Below are 16778 nucleotides of genomic sequence, written 5' to 3'. Positions count from 1 at the left end.
AGCGGGCCGGGCGTTGGCACAGTGGTGGCCATGCGGGGGTGGTGGCGGGATCTCACGGATCTGGTGCTGCCGGCCGAGTGCGGAGGCTGCGGGACGCCTCGCACGGTGCTCTGTCCTGAGTGCCGTGCCGCCCTGACGGGGGCCGCACCGTGCCGGGTGCGACCGGTGCCCGAGCCGGCGGGGCTGTCCGTGGTGCACGCGGCGGCTCCCTACGGGGACGAGGTGCGGGCCATGCTCCTCGCCCACAAGGAACGGGGTGCGCTGGCGCTGGCGGCACCCCTGGGCGCGGCCCTGGCGGGGGCTGTGCGGGCAGGTCTGGGGCCTGCGGGACGTCCTGGTCCGGGAGGGCGGCTCGTGGCTCCGCAGGGACGACAGGGGTTCGGGAAGGGGGATGTGTGGGGAGAGCTGGAGTCCAGGAGGGGGGACGCACGGGGAGAGCGGGCCGGGCCGGGCTGTGGCGGTGGTGCGCGGGTACAGGAGGCCGGGGCAGGCACCGGCGGTGTGCCGGTCCGGGAGGCCGGGGCGGGGTACGGGCCCGTGCTGCTGGTGCCTGTGCCGTCGGCGCGGTGGGCGGTCCGGGCGCGGGGTCATGATCCGGTGCGGCGGATCGCGCTCGCGGCGGCGCGGGAGCTGCGGCGCACCGGAACACCGGCCCGGGTGCTCGGTGTGCTGCGGCAGCGGCGGGCCGTGGCCGACCAGTCGGGGCTGAACTCCCGTCAGCGGGCGGCGAATGTGGCCGGCGCCCTGGAGGTCGTCGCCGGGGGCGAACGGCTGCTGGCCGGGGGCGGGCGGGTCGTGCTGGTGGACGACCTGATGACGACGGGGGCGTCGCTGGTGGAGGCGGCTCGGGCGGTGCGGACGGCGCAGTCGGGTGTGCGGGCGCTGGGATGGACGGGTGAGAGGACGGTACGGGCGGAGGTGTACGGGCGAATCAGGGGTAGGGAGCAGGCCGAAGGGAAGATCGGAGACATGGTCTGCTCGGCCGTGATCGCGGCACCGCCGGACGCCTTCGAAATAAACCGGAACTGACCGAGAACTCGCATCGTTGCAGGTAACGAGAGGGTCAATTCACCTGAACGGAGGTACGTATCAGTAGAGGGTGACGACATCCGTCCGGGCGAGATATGTTCGGTTGTGAGGCAATGGCGCAGGCCGTGCCTCGCGCATCCGAGTGCCGAAGCGTGACTTTCCGGCAATCACCCGCATCGGTGGGGTGGAGATCTTGTCCTTGGGGGAGGAGGAGGTGAAAGTCACCGAGTCCGAGGTTCCGGGGCTCACCGGAGCCTGGTGCAAAAGGGAGATGCTCCGCCAGTGGAGCGGGGCTATCCGGGAACGGAGTTCTGCGTGGACATCGTCGTCAAGGGCCGCAAGACCGAGGTGCCCGAGCGGTTCCGCAAGCACGTGGCCGAGAAGCTGAAGCTGGAGAAGATCCAGAAGCTCGATGGCAAGGTGATCAGCCTCGACGTCGAGGTGTCCAAGGAGCCCAACCCCCGACAGGCCGACCGCAGTGACCGGGTGGAGATCACGCTCCACTCCCGCGGGCCGGTGATCCGGGCGGAGGCAGCGGCAAGCGACGCGTATGCAGCACTCGACCTGGCCGCGGACAAGCTCGAGGCCCGGCTGCGCAAGCAGCACGACAAGCGCTACACCCGCCGTGGCAACGGCAGGATCTCGGCGGCCGAGGTCGCCGACGTCGTCCCGGGGGCCGCGACCCTGAACGGCAGCGGTGACGTCGTCCACGACGAGGAGCCGGACGCCGTGCCCACCAAGAAGATCGGCTCTCTCGAGATCATGGGGGAAGGCCCCTGTGTCGTCCGGGAGAAGACCCACGTGGCCGCACCGATGACGCTCGACCAGGCGCTCTACGAAATGGAGCTGGTCGGGCACGACTTCTACCTCTTCGTCGACTCCGAGACGAAGGAGCCCAGCGTCGTCTACCGGCGCCACGCGTACGACTACGGGGTCATCCACCTCAGCACGGACCCGATGGTCACCCAGGGCGGGGCGGACGCTCCGGGTGGCGCGCTCGGCGGCTGACCGTCCCCTGCGACGGATGAGCCGGTGCCCCTGGGGGCGCGAGTGCGCCCCCAGGGGCACCGGTGTGCGACCACTTCACGCCCCGCTCCGTCACCCCGCCGCCGTCCGGACGTGGAATCATGGCCGCACCGGCCCAACCGGTGGGTCGTTGCCTTGGGTTGGCGATGCCACGGAAACACAGGCCACGGCCTTCAGGGGGAGGAACGATGGCGGACAGCTTCGGACCGATGCGTGCCGGCGACACCGGAGACGGAGTCGCCGCCTCCGGCCCGGACGGGAGTTCTTCACGCGCGGAGCCCATCAGGGTTCTCGTCGTCGACGACCACGCCCTCTTCCGCCGCGGTCTGGAGATCGTGCTCGCGGCCGAGGAGGACATCCAGGTCGTCGGTGAGGCGGGGGACGGGGCGGAGGCGGTCGACAAGGCCGCCGACCTGCTGCCCGACATCGTGCTGATGGACGTACGGATGCCCAAGCGCGGCGGTATCGAGGCGTGCACCTCCATCAAGGAGGTGGCCCCCAGCGCGAAGATCATCATGCTGACGATCAGCGACGAGGAGGCCGACCTCTACGACGCGATCAAGGCGGGGGCGACCGGCTATCTCCTCAAGGAGATCTCCACGGACGAGGTGGCCACGGCCATCCGCGCGGTCGCCGACGGGCAGTCGCAGATCAGTCCGTCGATGGCGTCGAAGCTCCTCACCGAGTTCAAGTCGATGATCCAGCGCACGGACGAGCGCCGGCTGGTGCCCGCGCCGCGGCTCACCGACCGCGAGCTGGAGGTCCTCAAGCTGGTGGCCACGGGGATGAACAACCGGGACATCGCCAAGGAGCTGTTCATCTCCGAGAACACCGTGAAGAACCACGTGCGCAACATCCTGGAGAAGCTCCAACTGCACTCCAGGATGGAGGCCGTGGTCTACGCGATGCGGGAGAAGATCCTCGAGATCCGCTAGGCGTCACCCCGGGCGTCACCGGACGCCGTCCGACGACTCCGCCGGGCGTCACCCCAGGATGCGCCCGAGCTCCGCGGTCAGCGGTTCGCGCAGATCCGGGGCGTCCACCCGCTCGACCCGTACCGCTGTGCAGTCCACCCAGTCCGCGGCCTCCGCCAGGGCCTGGGCCACTGCCGGGACCGCCTTGGCGCCGTCCAGGGTGACCTGCCGGGCGACCAGCGTGCGGCCCTCCCGCGCCGGGTCGACCCGGCCGACGAGCCGGCCGCCGGCGAGGACCGGCATCGCGAAGTAGCCGTGGACCCGCTTCGGCTTGGGCGTGTACGCCTCCAGGCGATGCGTGAAATCGAAGATCCGCTCCGTCCGCGCCCGCTCCCAGATGAGGGAGTCGAACGGCGACAGGAGCGTCGTGCGGTGACGGCCGCGCGGGACCGTCTCCAGCGCCGCGGGGTCCGCCCACGCGCTTCCGGCCGGTCTCGCGCCCGCGCTGCCGGCACCGCCCCTGCCGGCCGCGGTCCTGCCCCAGCCCTCCACCGTCACCGCGACCAGACCCGAGTCCGCGATCACCGCGTCGACCTGCTCCAGCTTGAGGCGGTGGTAGTCGGCGATGTCCGCCCGTGTGCCGACGCCGAGGGACTGTCCGGCCAGGCGCACCAGACGGCGCAGACACTCCCTGTCGTCCAGCTCGTCGTGCAGCAGGGCCTTCGGGACGGCCCGCTCCGCGAGGTCGTAGACCCGCTTCCAGCCGCGCCGCTCCACGCACACCACCTCGCCGTACATCAGGGCGCGTTCGACGGCCACCTTCGTGCCCGACCAGTCCCACCACTCGCTGGTCTTCTTCGCCCCGCCCAAGTCCGTGGCCGTCAGCGGGCCTTCGGCGCGGAGCTGCTTGACGACCTGGTCGTAGGCGCCGTCGGGCAGGTCGTGGTTCCAGTGCGGCCGGGCGCGGTAGGCGCGGCGGCGGAACGCGAAGTGCGGCCACTCCTCCACGGGCAGGATGCAGGCCGCGTGGGACCAGTACTCGAAGGCGTGCGGTGCCGGGGGTGTCCCGCCGGACGGCGCGGACGTCCAGTACGCCTGCTCCACGGTCTTGCGGCCGACGGCGCCGAGCCGGGCGTACGGAATCAGTTCGTGGGAACGGGCGAGGACGGAGATCGTGTCGAGCTGCACCGCGCCGAGGTGCCGCAGGACTCCGCGGACGCCCGCCCGGCGGTCCGGCGCGCCCAGGAAACCCTGCGCCCGCAGAGCGATACGCCGGGCTTCGTCCGCGGAGAGTTCGGTGGTGGGACGCGGGAGACTCGTCATGCCCACACGTTAGGCGGTGCCACTGACAACCGGGGCGCTCACGGACGGACCGCGGCGGCGCCGGGGCGGGACCCGGGTGCGGGTCGCGCGGGCGGCAGCCGGGTCCGCCGGCCGCCGGCCGGCGCACGCTCGCGCGCCGGGAGCCGACGCGGCGCTCACCTGCCCGGCAGGTACGGCGCCGTCGACGGCAGACCCAGGTCCGACGGGAGCAGCGAACCCACCCAGCAGTCCCTGCGTACGCCCTTGTTGTTGAGGGCGGAGCGCAGGGTCCCCTCGATGGTGAAGCCGGCGCGTTCGGCGACCGCGCGGGATCCGGCGTTGCCGACCTCGGCGCGCCATTCGACACGGTCGACGGACAGGTCGGTGAAGGCCCAGCGGGAGGCGGCGACGGTGGCTTCGGCGATGTAGCCGTTGCCGCGGTGCTCCTTGGTCGCCCAGTACCCCACTTCGCCGACGCCCAGGGAGCGCATGGTGATGGAGAGCATCCCGACCAGTTCCCCGGCGGGGAGGAAGACCCCGAAGGCGAAGGCCGAGCCGTCCGCCCAGCCCTCGGGCACGATCTGGTCCGTGAAGCCCGAAGCGTGCTCGCGCAGATAGGGGGACGGGATGGTCGTCCAGCGCTGGATGTCGGGATCCTGTGCGGCCTCGAAGACGGCGTCGGTGTCGTCCACACCCACGGCGCGCAGGACGAGACGGTCGGTGGTCAGCGTGACGGGGTCCATCGGGCGATTCTGCTCGGGCAACCGGAAGGATGCCATTCCTTTGCCCTGGGTGACCGGTTCGCTACTTTTCGCTGAGTGAACGCGGCACCTTCGGCGACCCCTGTCCGTTGTCCTGGTGGCTGTCACCGGCAGACCTCCCGGTGCGGTGTGGTCCTCGCTTACGATGGCCGTTGCTCAAGCTGTGATTTGAAACCGTTATTGAAACCGACCGTCCCAGGCCCGACCGGCAAGGAGACAAACCCCCGTGTCCGTCCTCTCGAAGATCATGCGTGCAGGCGAAGGCAAGATCCTGCGCAAACTGCACCGCATCGCGGACCAGGTCAACTCCATCGAAGAGGACTTCGTCGACCTCTCCGACGCCGAGCTGAGGGCCCTCACCGATGAGTACAAGCAGCGGTACGCCGACGGCGAGACCCTCGACGACCTGATGCCCGAGGCTTTCGCGACCGTCCGTGAAGGGGCTAAGCGCGCCCTCGGCCAGCGTCACTACGACGTGCAGATCATGGGTGGCGCCGCGCTCCACCTCGGCTATGTCGCGGAGATGAAGACCGGTGAGGGCAAGACCCTCGTCGGCACCCTGCCCGCATATCTGAACGCCCTCTCCGGAGACGGCGTCCACCTCATCACGGTCAACGACTACCTGGCCGAGCGCGACTCCGAGATGATGGGCCGCGTCCACAAGTTCCTCGGCCTCGAGGTCGGCTGCATCCTCGCCAACATGACTCCGGCCCAGCGCCGCGAGCAGTACGCGTGCGACATCACGTACGGCACGAACAACGAGTTCGGCTTCGACTACCTGCGCGACAACATGGCGTGGTCCCAGGACGAACTCGTCCAGCGCGGCCACAACTTCGCGATCGTGGACGAGGTCGACTCGATCCTCGTCGACGAGGCCCGTACGCCGCTGATCATCTCAGGCCCGGCCGACCAGGCCACCAAGTGGTACGGCGACTTCGCCAAGCTGGTCACCCGCCTGAAGAAGGGCGAGCCCGGCAACCCCCTGAAGGGCATCGAGGAGACCGGCGACTACGAGGTCGACGAGAAGAAGCGCACCGTCGCCATCCATGAGCCCGGCGTCGCCAAGGTCGAGGACTGGCTGGGCATCGACAACCTCTACGAGTCGGTGAACACCCCGCTCGTCGGTTACCTGAACAACGCCATCAAGGCCAAGGAACTGTTCAAGCTGGACAAGGACTACGTCGTCATCGACGGCGAAGTCATGATCGTCGACGAGCACACCGGCCGTATCCTCGCCGGCCGCCGCTACAACGAGGGCATGCACCAGGCGATCGAGGCGAAGGAAGGGGTGGACATCAAGGACGAGAACCAGACGCTCGCCACGATCACCCTTCAGAACTTCTTCCGCCTCTACAAGCGCCACGACCACGACGGCAAGGAAGTGCCCGGTCTCTCCGGCATGACCGGTACGGCGATGACCGAGGCCGCCGAGTTCCACCAGATCTACAAGCTCGGCGTCGTCCCGATCCCGACCAACCGGCCGATGGTCCGCAAGGACCAGTCCGACCTGATCTACCGCACCGAGGTCGCGAAGTTCGAGGCGGTCGTCGACGACATCGTCGAGAAGCACGAGAAGGGCCAGCCGATCCTCGTCGGTACGACGTCGGTCGAGAAGTCCGAGTACCTCTCGCAGCAGCTCTCCAAGCGCGGTGTCCAGCACGAGGTGCTGAACGCCAAGCAGCACGACCGGGAGGCGCCGATCATCGCGCAGGCCGGCCGCAAGGGCGCCGTCACCGTCGCCACCAACATGGCGGGCCGCGGCACGGACATCAAGCTCGGCGGCAACCCGGACGACCTCGCCGAGGCGGAGCTGCGCCAGCGCGGCCTCGACCCCGAGGAGCACATCGAGGAATGGGCGCACGCCCTGCCCGCCGCCATGGAGAAGGCCGAGCGGTCGGTCAAGGCGGAGTTCGAGGAGGTCAAGAGCCTCGGTGGGCTCTACGTCCTCGGTACGGAGCGCCACGAGTCGCGGCGTATCGACAACCAGCTGCGCGGTCGTTCCGGCCGTCAGGGCGACCCGGGCGAGTCCCGCTTCTACCTCTCCCTGGGCGACGACCTGATGCGTCTGTTCAAGGCGCAGATGGTCGAGCGCGTCATGTCGATGGCGAACGTGCCGGACGACGTGCCGATCGAGAACAAGATGGTCACCCGCGCCATCGCGTCCGCGCAGTCGCAGGTCGAGCAGCAGAACTTCGAGACCCGCAAGAACGTCCTGAAGTACGACGAGGTGCTCAACCGGCAGCGCGAGGTCATCTACGGCGAGCGCCGCCGCGTCCTGGAGGGCGAGGACCTGCAGGAGCAGATCCAGCACTTCATGGACGACACCATCGACGCCTACATCGCCGCCGAGACCGCCGAGGGCTTCGCCGAGGAGTGGGACCTCGACCGGCTGTGGGGCGCCTTCAAGCAGCTCTACCCGGTGAAGGTCACCGTCGACGAGATGGAGGAGGAGGCCGGCGACCGTTCCGGTCTGACCGCCGAGTTCATCTCCGAGTCCATCAAGGACGACATCCACGACCAGTACGCGGCCCGCGAGGAGCAGCTCGGCTCCGAGATCATGCGTGAGCTGGAGCGCCGGGTCGTGCTGTCGGTCCTGGACCGCAAGTGGCGTGAGCACCTCTACGAGATGGACTATCTCCAGGAGGGCATCGGCCTGCGCGCGATGGCCCAGAAGGACCCGCTGGTCGAGTACCAGCGCGAGGGCTTCGACATGTTCGGCGCCATGATGGACGGCATCAAGGAGGAGTCCGTCGGCTACCTGTTCAACCTGGAGGTCCAGGTCGAGCAGCAGGTCGAGGAGGTCCCGGTCCAGGACTCCGCGCCGTCCCTGGCCAAGCGGGAGGCGGTCCCCGCCGGTGCGGGCGCCGGGCGTCCCGAGATCCGCGCCAAGGGCCTCGACGCCCCGCAGCGGCCGGACCGGCTGCACTTCTCCGCGCCGACCGTGGACGGCGAGGGCGGCATCGTCGAGGGTGACTTCGCCAGCGACGAGCCCGTGCGGTCCGAGGCGGACGGCCTCACGCGCGCGGAGCGCCGCAAGGCGCAGAAGGGTGGCGTGCGCCGCCGCAAGAAGTGAGTGAGGGTCGCCTGCGGCGGGCAGTGCCGCCGCACGCGACCGGATGACACGGGAAGGGGCCGGACACCAGGTGTCCGGCCCCTTCCCGTGTCCGGGGCGGTGGGCCGGGCTTCTCCGGGGCGGTGGGCCGGGCTTCGTTCAGTCGTGGGGGTGGCGTGTGCGGGGGCCGCCGAGTTCGATCGCCGTGCAGCGCCAGCGGAGGTCGGGGCCCTGTTCCAGCCGGAAGGCCATGGCGCGGAGCTGGTCACCGGCGCCGATGCGGGCGAAGGCCTCGACGGCGTCCGGGCGGGCGACGTAGTAGCCGATGTCCCGGACGACGGGGCGGGCGCCGCGCGTGCGCAGCGGACCGCGCTCGGCGAGCCGGACCAGTTCGTCGTAGGCCCGGCCCGCGGTGTGGCGCAGCATGCAGTGGACGGGGCGGGCACCGCTCAGCACGGCCAGCAGCCGCTCGGCGAAGACGTCGGTGGGGCGGGGCCCCGGAACGGGGCGTCCGGGCCCCGCTCCGGGGGAAGCCGCCTCGAGCGTCCTGGCCTCGCCGGGCGGCAGGGAGCTCGTCCGGGCCCCGCCGGGCGGCAGAGCGCTCGTCCGGGCCGCACCGCGCGGCGGAGTGCTCGTCCCGGCCTCGCCCCGCGGCGGGGTGTCGGCGGAGGGCGTGGGGGACGGGCTTGTGTCCTGGGGCGGGGTGCCGCCCGGGCGCCTGGCGGGGGTGCCCGTGCCCGGGGTGCGCGGCGGGGCGCCGCCGGGGCGGCGGGAGTCCTGACGGCCGGGCGGACGGGTGCCCGGGTGGCGCCTGGTCCTCGTCATCACCTTGTTCATAGGTCGTCCCCGCTCGTCGTCCGGACCGGCGATACCCGCCGGTAACGTTCCTGTCGGGGATCTTGTACGAGCCGGGAAGGGGCCCGCGCAAGGACGGAGGGCGCGCGCCGCGGCCGCGGGAAAGTTCACCTATCAGGGTGGCCCGGAGGCGCGGAACCGTTGGCGGCGAAGGGGAGTACCGGGTGAATCGCGTGCGTGGGGTGGACGCCGCGAGGGGTGCGGCCCGGACCTCGAAAGGGGACGCCCGCACGTATCCTGAAGGCCCTCCCCGGAGGCGCGGGACCGCCCTCCCCGGGGTGCTCGCACCGCGTGACCCTCGGAGCCCCGACTACGAAAGCGGCCAGCCATGCGCGTCTACGTCCCCCTGACCCTCTCCGGTCTCGCCGAGGCGTACAAGACGGGAGAGCTGCAGACGGGACCGTTCACCGCGTACGCCGTCACGCCCGCCCTGCGCGAGTGGTACGTCTCCGACGACATCGAGGAGCTGGAGTACGCGGCGCTGAGCCGCGCCGCACTGGCCTCGCTGCGGCTGCTGGCCATCGACCAGGAGGCCGTGCGCCGCCGGGTCGTCGTCGCGGTCGACGTCCCGGACCGGGCGGCGGCGGCCGACCCCGACCGGGGACTCGACCCCGCGGCGCTCGGCGAGGTGCGGGTCTCCCAGGATGTGGCCCTGGCGAAGGTGGCCGCCGTGCACGTCGACGCGGACGACGCCGAGAAGGACGTGACCGCGGCCGCGGCGGCGCTCGGCGCGGCGGACGCGGGCGACGACGACGCCCGGTTCGTGGTGGACGGGGCCGAGGACCACGAGCTGCTGTGGTTCGCCACGCAGGAGGTCCCGGGTCTGGTCGGACTCGGGGAGTAGGCCGGGGTTCCGGGCCTGGTCCCACTCGGGGAGCAACCGCCCGGTCCCCGCCCGTCCGGTCCTCCCCACGATGACGCGTTGTCGGTGGCGGCGGGTACGTTTCTCGGTATGGGGAAGCAAGGAAACGCGCACATTGTGTGGGACTGGAACGGCACGCTGTTCCACGACAATGACGCGATCATCGGGGCGACGAACGCGGCCTTCGGCGAGCTGGGGCTCGAGCCGATCACCTTGGAGCGGTATCGGGCGATGTACTGCGTGCCCGTGCCGAGGTTCTACGAGCGGCTGATGGGGCGGCTGCCGACGGACACCGAGTGGCAGATCATGGACGACACCTTCCACCGGTACTACGCCGAGCACCGCAGGGCGTGCGGGCTCACCGCCGGGGTGCCGGCGCTGCTCGCCGGATGGGAGGCGGCGGGCCGCAGCCAGTCCCTCCTGAGCATGTACGGGCACGAGGAGCTGGTCCCGCTGGTGCGGGGCTTCGGCATCGAGCCGCACTTCCTCCGGGTCGACGGGCGGACCGGGCCCTCCGGCGGCAGCAAGGCCGAGCACATGGTGCGCCACCTCGCCGCGCTCGCCGGTGTCGAACCGGCCCGCGTGGTGGTCATCGGCGACGCGGTGGACGACGCGACGGCCGCGCGGCACGTCGGTGCCGGGGCCGTCCTCTACACCGGCGGCTCCCACAGCCGAGTCAGCCTGGAGGAGGCCGGCGTTCCCGTGGTGGACAGCCTGGAGGAGGCCGTCGAGGAGGCCGGCAGACTGGCGGCCTGAGGCTTGTGCCCGCCTCCCGTACAGCCCGCCCGAGCGCCGTGCTCCGTCAGCTCACCGGGGCCTTCGAGCGCAGCACCTTGAGGAACTCACGCATCCAGGCGGAGTGGTCCGGCCAGGCGCGGGCGGAGACCAGGGTTCCGTCGACGACGGCCTCCGCGTCCTGGAAGGTCGCACCGGCCGCCTGCATGTCGAGTTCCAGCGCGGGATAGGCCGTGACGCGGCGCCCGCTCAGGCTGTCCACGGCCGCGGTCAGCAGCGGCCCGTGACAGATCTGGGCCACCGGCTTGTCCGCGTCGAAGAACGACTTAAGGATCTTGCGGAGTTCCAGGTCGTTGCGGAGGTACTCCGGCGCGCGCCCGCCGGGGATGACCAGGGCGACGTACGCGCCGGGGTCGACCTCCGCGAACGCCAGGTCAGCGGGCCAGGTGTAGCCGGGCTTCTCGGTGTAGGTGTCGAAGCCGGGCTCGAAGTCGTGGACCACGAACTGCAGCTTCTTGCGGGTGGGGGCCGCGATGTGGACCTCGTAGCCCTCCTCGCGGAGACGCTGGTAGGGGTAGAGGACTTCCAGCGACTCCGCCGCGTCGCCGGTGACAATCAGGATCTTCGCTGCCATGGTGCTGCGCTCCCGTCGGCCGTCCTTGCGCGTCGCGTTCGCCGTCCCCGTCAACCTGCCTCCGGGGGAGGCGCTTGCCAAGGGGCAGAACACGGTCCGTAGGACGACGGTAGCCCGCAGTCGGCTCGTACTGCATGCCGCCGCCCTCTTCGTCCCTGTGCATAGTGTCAAAGTTCCACCCCCGGTTTTGTACACATACGGCTCATGACGCCCCCCCGGTCGGGGGCGATAGCCTGGTGGCGTGATCAGCGCGATATCTCGCGGGGGCATCGTCGCCCCTGCCCCGCGCCCGGAGCGCACGGACGACATCCGTGACCGGGCGTCGATCGCTGATCTTCACGGGCGGGACGGGATCACGGCGACGGCCGTGTGCGCGAGCGGAAACGCGGCGAGCGCTCACGGCAACGCGATCCGTACGTCGTCGGCACCCGGGGAACGGACGTCGCCGAGAGCGGCGTCACAGTCTCCGGGGCGGCCCAGAATGGCCGATACCCCTCCGCCCGTCTCCCCTTGCGGCATAGCGTCGAACCAGACCGGACACCCCGCGTCGCGGCGTTGCGTCGGAAGCGACGAGACCGTATTTCCTTCAACGTCACGCAACGGCGCGCGACAGGAGCCAGAGGACAATGCAGACCAAGCTGGACGAAGCCAAGGCCGAGCTGCTCGAGAGGGCCGCCCGGGTAGCTGAGAACAGCCCGGTCGGGGGGCACCTACCGACTGGGACGACGGGCGAGGGCACCCCCGACCGGGACACCGTGCTCGCGTTCCTCCAGCGCTACTACCTGCACACGGCCCCGGAGGACCTCACCGACCGCGACCCGGTCGATGTCTTCGGAACGGCCTTCTCCCACTACAGACTGGCCGAGACACGCCCTCAGGGCACGGCCAACGTGCGCGTGCACACACCCACCGTCGAGGAGAACGGCTGGACCTCCAGCCACTCCGTCGTCGAGGTGGTCACGGACGACATGCCCTTCCTCGTCGACTCGGTGACCAACGAGCTGTCCCGCCAGGGACGCGGCATCCACGTCGTCATCCACCCGCAGTTCGTCGTCCGGCGCGACCTCACCGGCAAGCTCATCGAGGTGCTGCCCACGCGGCCCTCCGCCGAGGACCTGCCGCACGACGCGCACGTCGAGTCCTGGATCCACGTCGAGATCGACCGGGAGACCGACCGCGCCGACCTGAAGCAGATCACCGCCGACCTGCTGCGCGTCCTGTCCGACGTCCGTGAGGCCGTCGAGGACTGGGAGAAGATGCGCGACGCGGCGCTGCGGATGGCCGAGGAGCTCCCCACCGAGCCCACCGCCGACGATCTGCGCGACCAGGAGGTCGAGGAGGCCCGGGAGCTGCTGCGCTGGCTCTCCGGCGACCACTTCACCTTCCTCGGATACCGGGAGTACCAGCTCCGCGACGACGACTCGCTGGCCGCCGTCCCCGGCACCGGGCTCGGCATCCTGCGCTCCGACCCGCAGCACGGCGAGGACAGCCACCCGGTCAGCCCGTCCTTCGAGCGACTGCCCGCCGACGCCCGGGCCAAGGCCCGCGAGCACAAGCTGCTGGTCCTGACCAAGGCGAACAGCCGTGCCACCGTGCACCGGCCGTCGTACCTGGACTACGTCGGCGTCAAGAAGTTCGACGAGAACGGCGAGGTGATCGGGGAGCGCCGCTTCCTGGGCCTGTTCTCCTCCGCCGCGTACACCGAGTCCGTGCGCCGGGTGCCCGTCGTCCGCCGCAAGGTCGACGAGGTCCTGCGCGGTGCCGGGTTCTCGCCCAACAGCCACGACGGACGCGACCTGCTCCAGATCCTGGAGACGTACCCGCGCGACGAGCTGTTCCAGACCCCCGCCGACGAGCTCCGCGCGATCGTCACCTCCGTCCTGTACCTCCAGGAGCGCCGCCGGCTGCGGCTCTACCTGCGCCAGGACGAGTACGGCCGCTACTACTCGGCCCTCGTCTACCTCCCGCGCGACCGCTACACCACCGGTGTGCGCCTGCGGATCATCGACATCCTCAAGGAAGAGCTCAACGGCACCAGCGTCGACTTCACGGCCTGGAACACCGAGTCGATCCTGTCCCGGCTGCACTTCGTGGTCCGGGTCGAGCCCGGCACCGAGCTGCCGCAGCTCTCCGACTCCGACAAGGAGCGCATCGAGGCCCGCCTCGTCGAGGCCGCCCGCTCCTGGGCCGACGGTTTCGGGGAGGCGCTGACCGCCGAGTGCGGCGAGGAGCGCGCCGCGGAACTGCTGCGCCGGTACGGCAACGCCTTCCCCGAGGGCTACAAGGCCGACCACTCCCCGCGTTCCGCCGTCGCCGACCTGGTCCACCTCCAGGCGCTCGGCAAGGAACCGCTCAAGGACTTCGCGCTCAGCCTGTACGAGCCGGTGGGCGCGGCGCCCGGCGAGCGCCGCTTCAAGATCTACCGCACCGGCGAGCAGGTCTCGCTGTCCGCGGTCCTGCCGGCCCTGAACCGCATGGGCGTCGAGGTCACCGACGAGCGGCCCTACGAGCTGCGCTGCTCGGACCGTACGACCGCGTGGATCTACGACTTCGGGCTGCGTCTGCCGAAGTCCCTCAACGGCAACGGCGACTACCTCGGCGACGACGGCCGCGAGCGGTTCCAGGAGGCGTTCGCCGCAACCTGGACCGGACAGGCCGAGAACGACGGCTTCAACGCCCTCGTGCTGAGCGCAGGGCTCACCTGGCGGCAGTCGATGGTGCTGCGCGCCTACGCGAAGTACCTGCGCCAGGCCGGTTCCACGTTCAGCCAGGACTACATGGAGGACACCCTCCGCAACAACGTCCACACCACCCGGCTGCTCGTCTCGCTGTTCGAGGCGCGGATGTCGCCGGAGCGCCAGCGCGCCGGCGTCGAGCTGACCGACGCGCTGCTCGAGGAACTGGACGCGGCCCTCGACCAGGTCGCCTCGCTGGACGAGGACCGGATCCTGCGGTCCTTCCTGAACCTGATCAAGGCGACCCTGCGCACGAACTTCTTCCAGCGGACGGCCGGCGGCACGCCGCACGAGTACGTCTCCATGAAGTTCGACCCGACGGCCATCCCGGACCTTCCGGCGCCGCGCCCGGCGTTCGAGATCTGGGTGTACTCGCCCCGTGTCGAGGGCGTGCACCTGCGCTTCGGCAAGGTCGCGCGCGGCGGCCTGCGCTGGTCCGACCGGAAGGAGGACTTCCGTACGGAGATCCTCGGCCTGGTCAAGGCGCAGATGGTGAAGAACACCGTCATCGTGCCGGTCGGCGCCAAGGGCGGCTTCGTCGCCAAGCAGCTCCCCGACCCGTCCGTGGACCGCGACGCCTGGATGGCCGAGGGCATCCGCAGCTACCGGACCTTCATCTCCGCGCTCCTCGACATCACCGACAACATGGTGGGCGGCGAGATCGTCCCGCCCGCCGACGTCGTCCGGCACGACGAGGACGACACCTACCTGGTGGTCGCGGCCGACAAGGGCACGGCGACGTTCTCGGACATCGCCAACGAGGTCGCCCAGTCGTACGACTTCTGGCTCGGCGACGCCTTCGCCTCCGGCGGCTCCGCCGGATACGACCACAAGAAGATGGGCATCACCGCCCGCGGTGCCTGGGAGTCCGTGAAGCGGCACTTCCGGGAGCTCGGCGTCAACACCCAGACGCAGGACTTCACCGTGGTCGGCGTCGGCGACATGTCCGGTGACGTGTTCGGCAACGGCATGCTGCTCTCCGAGCACATCCGCCTGGTCGCCGCGTTCGACCACCGGCACATCTTCATCGACCCGACCCCGGACGCGGAGACCTCGTACGCCGAGCGCCGCCGTCTGTTCGAGCTGCCGCGCTCCTCGTGGGCCGACTACGACACCGAGCTGATCTCGGCCGGTGGCGGCGTCTTCCCGCGCACCGCCAAGGCCATCCCGGTCAACGCGCACATCCGCGAGGTCCTCGGCATCGAGTCGAACGTCGTGAAGATGACGCCGGCCGACCTGATGCGGGCCATCCTCCAGGCGCCCGTCGACCTGCTGTGGAACGGCGGCATCGGCACCTATGTGAAGTCGTCCGCCGAGTCGCATGCCGAGGTCGGCGACAAGGCGAACGACGCGATCCGCGTCGACGGCGCCGACCTGCGGGTCAAGGTCGTCGGCGAGGGCGGCAACCTGGGTCTGACCCAGCTCGGCCGGATCGAGTTCGCGCAGCAGCGCGGCAGGATCAACACGGACGCCATCGACAACAGCGCGGGCGTGGACACCTCCGACCACGAGGTGAACATCAAGATCCTGCTCAACGCGGTGGTGGCCAACGGCGATCTGACCGTCAAGCAGCGCAACAAGCTGCTCGCCGAGATGACCGACGAGGTCGGCGCCCTGGTGCTGCGCAACAACTACGCGCAGAACGTGGCGATCTCCAACGCGCTGGCCCAGTCCCCGAGCATGCTCCACGCCCAGCAGCGCTTCCTGCGCCACCTGGTCCGCGAGGGGCATCTCGACCGGGCCCTGGAGTTCCTGCCCACCGAGCGCCAGATCCGCGAGCGGCTCAACGCCGGCCAGGGTCTGACCGGTCCGGAGACGGCCGTCCTGCTCGCGTACACGAAGATCACGGTCTCCGTCGAGCTGCTCGCCACCTCGCTGCCCGACGACCCGTATCTGCAGAACCTGCTGCTCGCGTACTTCCCGACGGCACTGCGCGACCAGTTCCGCGAGCAGATCGAGGGCCACGCGCTGAGCCGGGAGATCGTGACGACCGTCCTGGTCAACGACACGGTCAACACGGGCGGTACGAGCTTCCTGCACCGCCTGCGCGAGGAGACGGGTGCCTCGCTGGAGGAGATCGTCCGGGCGCAGACCGCGGCCCGCGCGATCTTCAACTCCAGCGCGGTGTGGGACGCGGTGGAGGCGCTCGACAACGCCGTCGCCGCCGACGTGCAGACCCGGATCCGGCTGCACTCGCGCCGGCTCGTCGAGCGCGGCACGCGCTGGCTGCTCAACAACCGGCCGCAGCCACTGCAGCTCGCCGAGACGATCAGTTTCTTCACCGACGGCGTCGAGCAGGTGTGGTCGGAGCTGCCCAAGCTGGTCCGCGGTACGGACCTGGAGTGGTACCAGCAGATCTACGACGAGCTGTCGGACGCCGGCGTGCCGGACGAACTCGCCACCCGCGTGGCCGGGTTCTCCTCCGCCTTCCCGGCGCTGGACATCGTCTCGGTGGCCGACCGCACGGGCCAGGACCCGATGGCCGTCGCCGAGGTCTACTACGACCTCGCCGACCGTCTCGGCATCACCCGGCTCATGGACCGCATCATCGAGCTGCCGCGCGCCGACCGCTGGCAGTCCATGGCCCGCGCGTCGATCCGCGAGGACCTGTACGCGGCCCACGCTTCGCTGACGGCCGACGTCCTGGCGGTGGGCAACGGGACCTCCACTCCCGAGCAGCGCTTCGAGGCCTGGCAGGAGAAGAACGCGGCGATCCTCGGGCGGGCCCGCGCGACCCTGGACGAGATCCAGGGCTCGGACTCGTTCGACCTCGCCAACCTGTCGGTGGCGATGCGGACGATGCGGACCCTGCTGCGCTCGCATTCCTGAGCGGTACGTGAACGGGGGCGCCCCGAGCCGGTCATGGCTCGGGC

At 70.5% G+C, this 16778-nt stretch carries 11 protein-coding genes; 7 read left to right on the top strand and 4 right to left on the bottom strand.

Annotated elements, in window-relative coordinates; translation table 11 throughout:
- Window positions 1–30 precede the first annotated feature (30 nt).
- The 3 genes from ACWEBX_RS28280 to ACWEBX_RS28270 all read left to right on the top strand — a co-directional run bounded on the left by ACWEBX_RS28280 (window position 31) and on the right by ACWEBX_RS28270 (window position 2990).
- Entirely contained in the window at window positions 31–1029 is a 999-nt protein-coding gene (locus ACWEBX_RS28280; protein ID WP_451887618.1) for a ComF family protein, read from the top strand.
- 315 nt (window positions 1030–1344) lie between these two features.
- Complete coding sequence (hpf, locus tag ACWEBX_RS28275; RefSeq protein ID WP_382790406.1) at window positions 1345–2037, top strand: ribosome hibernation-promoting factor, HPF/YfiA family; 693 nt, start codon at window positions 1345–1347, stop codon at window positions 2035–2037.
- Between the two features lie 206 nt (window positions 2038–2243).
- Entirely contained in the window at window positions 2244–2990 is a 747-nt protein-coding gene (locus ACWEBX_RS28270) for a response regulator (protein ID WP_451887617.1), read from the top strand.
- A gap of 48 nt (window positions 2991–3038) precedes the next feature.
- On the opposite strand, the gene ACWEBX_RS28265 is transcribed toward ACWEBX_RS28270, so the two are convergent.
- Window positions 3039–4292 (bottom strand): winged helix-turn-helix domain-containing protein, encoded by a 1254-nt coding sequence (locus ACWEBX_RS28265; RefSeq protein ID WP_451887616.1) that lies wholly within the window; start codon window positions 4290–4292, stop codon window positions 3039–3041.
- A gap of 155 nt (window positions 4293–4447) precedes the next feature.
- Window positions 4448–5014: a GNAT family N-acetyltransferase gene (locus ACWEBX_RS28260; protein WP_386987503.1), complete on the bottom strand. Its 567-nt coding sequence runs from the start codon at window positions 5012–5014 to the stop codon at window positions 4448–4450.
- Window positions 5015–5258: 244 nt separating this feature from the next.
- Between ACWEBX_RS28260 and secA the strand changes: the two genes are divergently transcribed.
- Window positions 5259–8105 carry a preprotein translocase subunit SecA gene (secA, locus tag ACWEBX_RS28255; protein ID WP_451887615.1) on the top strand — a complete coding sequence of 949 codons (2847 nt, stop codon included), beginning with the start codon at window positions 5259–5261 and terminating at the stop codon, window positions 8103–8105.
- A gap of 138 nt (window positions 8106–8243) precedes the next feature.
- Here secA and ACWEBX_RS28250 read toward each other — a convergent pair whose 3' ends face one another.
- The gene (locus ACWEBX_RS28250) at window positions 8244–8921 is read right to left on the bottom strand and encodes an Rv3235 family protein (RefSeq protein WP_451887614.1); all 678 of its coding nucleotides are present in this window, start codon (window positions 8919–8921) and stop codon (window positions 8244–8246) included.
- Window positions 8922–9267: 346 nt separating this feature from the next.
- Between ACWEBX_RS28250 and ACWEBX_RS28245 the strand changes: the two genes are divergently transcribed.
- Window positions 9268–9783 carry a DUF6912 family protein gene (locus ACWEBX_RS28245; RefSeq protein ID WP_451887613.1) on the top strand — a complete coding sequence of 172 codons (516 nt, stop codon included), beginning with the start codon at window positions 9268–9270 and terminating at the stop codon, window positions 9781–9783.
- Window positions 9784–9891: 108 nt separating this feature from the next.
- On the top strand, window positions 9892–10557 hold the full coding sequence (locus ACWEBX_RS28240; protein WP_451887612.1) for an HAD family hydrolase: 666 nt from the start codon (window positions 9892–9894) through the stop codon (window positions 10555–10557).
- A gap of 46 nt (window positions 10558–10603) precedes the next feature.
- Here ACWEBX_RS28240 and ACWEBX_RS28235 read toward each other — a convergent pair whose 3' ends face one another.
- Window positions 10604–11170 carry a DJ-1/PfpI family protein gene (locus ACWEBX_RS28235; protein ID WP_355773982.1) on the bottom strand — a complete coding sequence of 189 codons (567 nt, stop codon included), beginning with the start codon at window positions 11168–11170 and terminating at the stop codon, window positions 10604–10606.
- Between the two features lie 626 nt (window positions 11171–11796).
- On the opposite strand from ACWEBX_RS28235, the gene ACWEBX_RS28230 reads away from it, so the two are divergent.
- Complete coding sequence (locus tag ACWEBX_RS28230; RefSeq protein WP_451887611.1) at window positions 11797–16734, top strand: NAD-glutamate dehydrogenase; 4938 nt, start codon at window positions 11797–11799, stop codon at window positions 16732–16734.
- Window positions 16735–16778 lie beyond the last annotated feature (44 nt).

It is taken from the genome of Streptomyces sp. NPDC005070 (assembly GCF_053600395.1).
This window is presented reverse-complemented; position numbering and strand designations above follow the sequence as displayed.

Bases quoted from the DNA above. Each gene is read 5' to 3' on its own strand.
- ACWEBX_RS28280 (WP_451887618.1), top strand. From the start codon at position 31: ATGCGGGGGTGGTGGCGGGATCTCACGGATCTGGTGCTGCCGGCCGAG.
- ACWEBX_RS28270 (WP_451887617.1), top strand. From the start codon at position 2,244: ATGGCGGACAGCTTCGGACCGATGCGTGCCGGCGACACCGGAGACGGA.
- ACWEBX_RS28265 (WP_451887616.1), bottom strand. From the start codon at position 4,292: ATGACGAGTCTCCCGCGTCCCACCACCGAACTCTCCGCGGACGAAGCC.
- ACWEBX_RS28260 (WP_386987503.1), bottom strand. From the start codon at position 5,014: ATGGACCCCGTCACGCTGACCACCGACCGTCTCGTCCTGCGCGCCGTG.
- ACWEBX_RS28250 (WP_451887614.1), bottom strand. From the start codon at position 8,921: ATGAACAAGGTGATGACGAGGACCAGGCGCCACCCGGGCACCCGTCCG.
- ACWEBX_RS28245 (WP_451887613.1), top strand. From the start codon at position 9,268: ATGCGCGTCTACGTCCCCCTGACCCTCTCCGGTCTCGCCGAGGCGTAC.
- ACWEBX_RS28240 (WP_451887612.1), top strand. From the start codon at position 9,892: ATGGGGAAGCAAGGAAACGCGCACATTGTGTGGGACTGGAACGGCACG.
- ACWEBX_RS28235 (WP_355773982.1), bottom strand. From the start codon at position 11,170: ATGGCAGCGAAGATCCTGATTGTCACCGGCGACGCGGCGGAGTCGCTG.
- ACWEBX_RS28230 (WP_451887611.1), top strand. From the start codon at position 11,797: ATGCAGACCAAGCTGGACGAAGCCAAGGCCGAGCTGCTCGAGAGGGCC.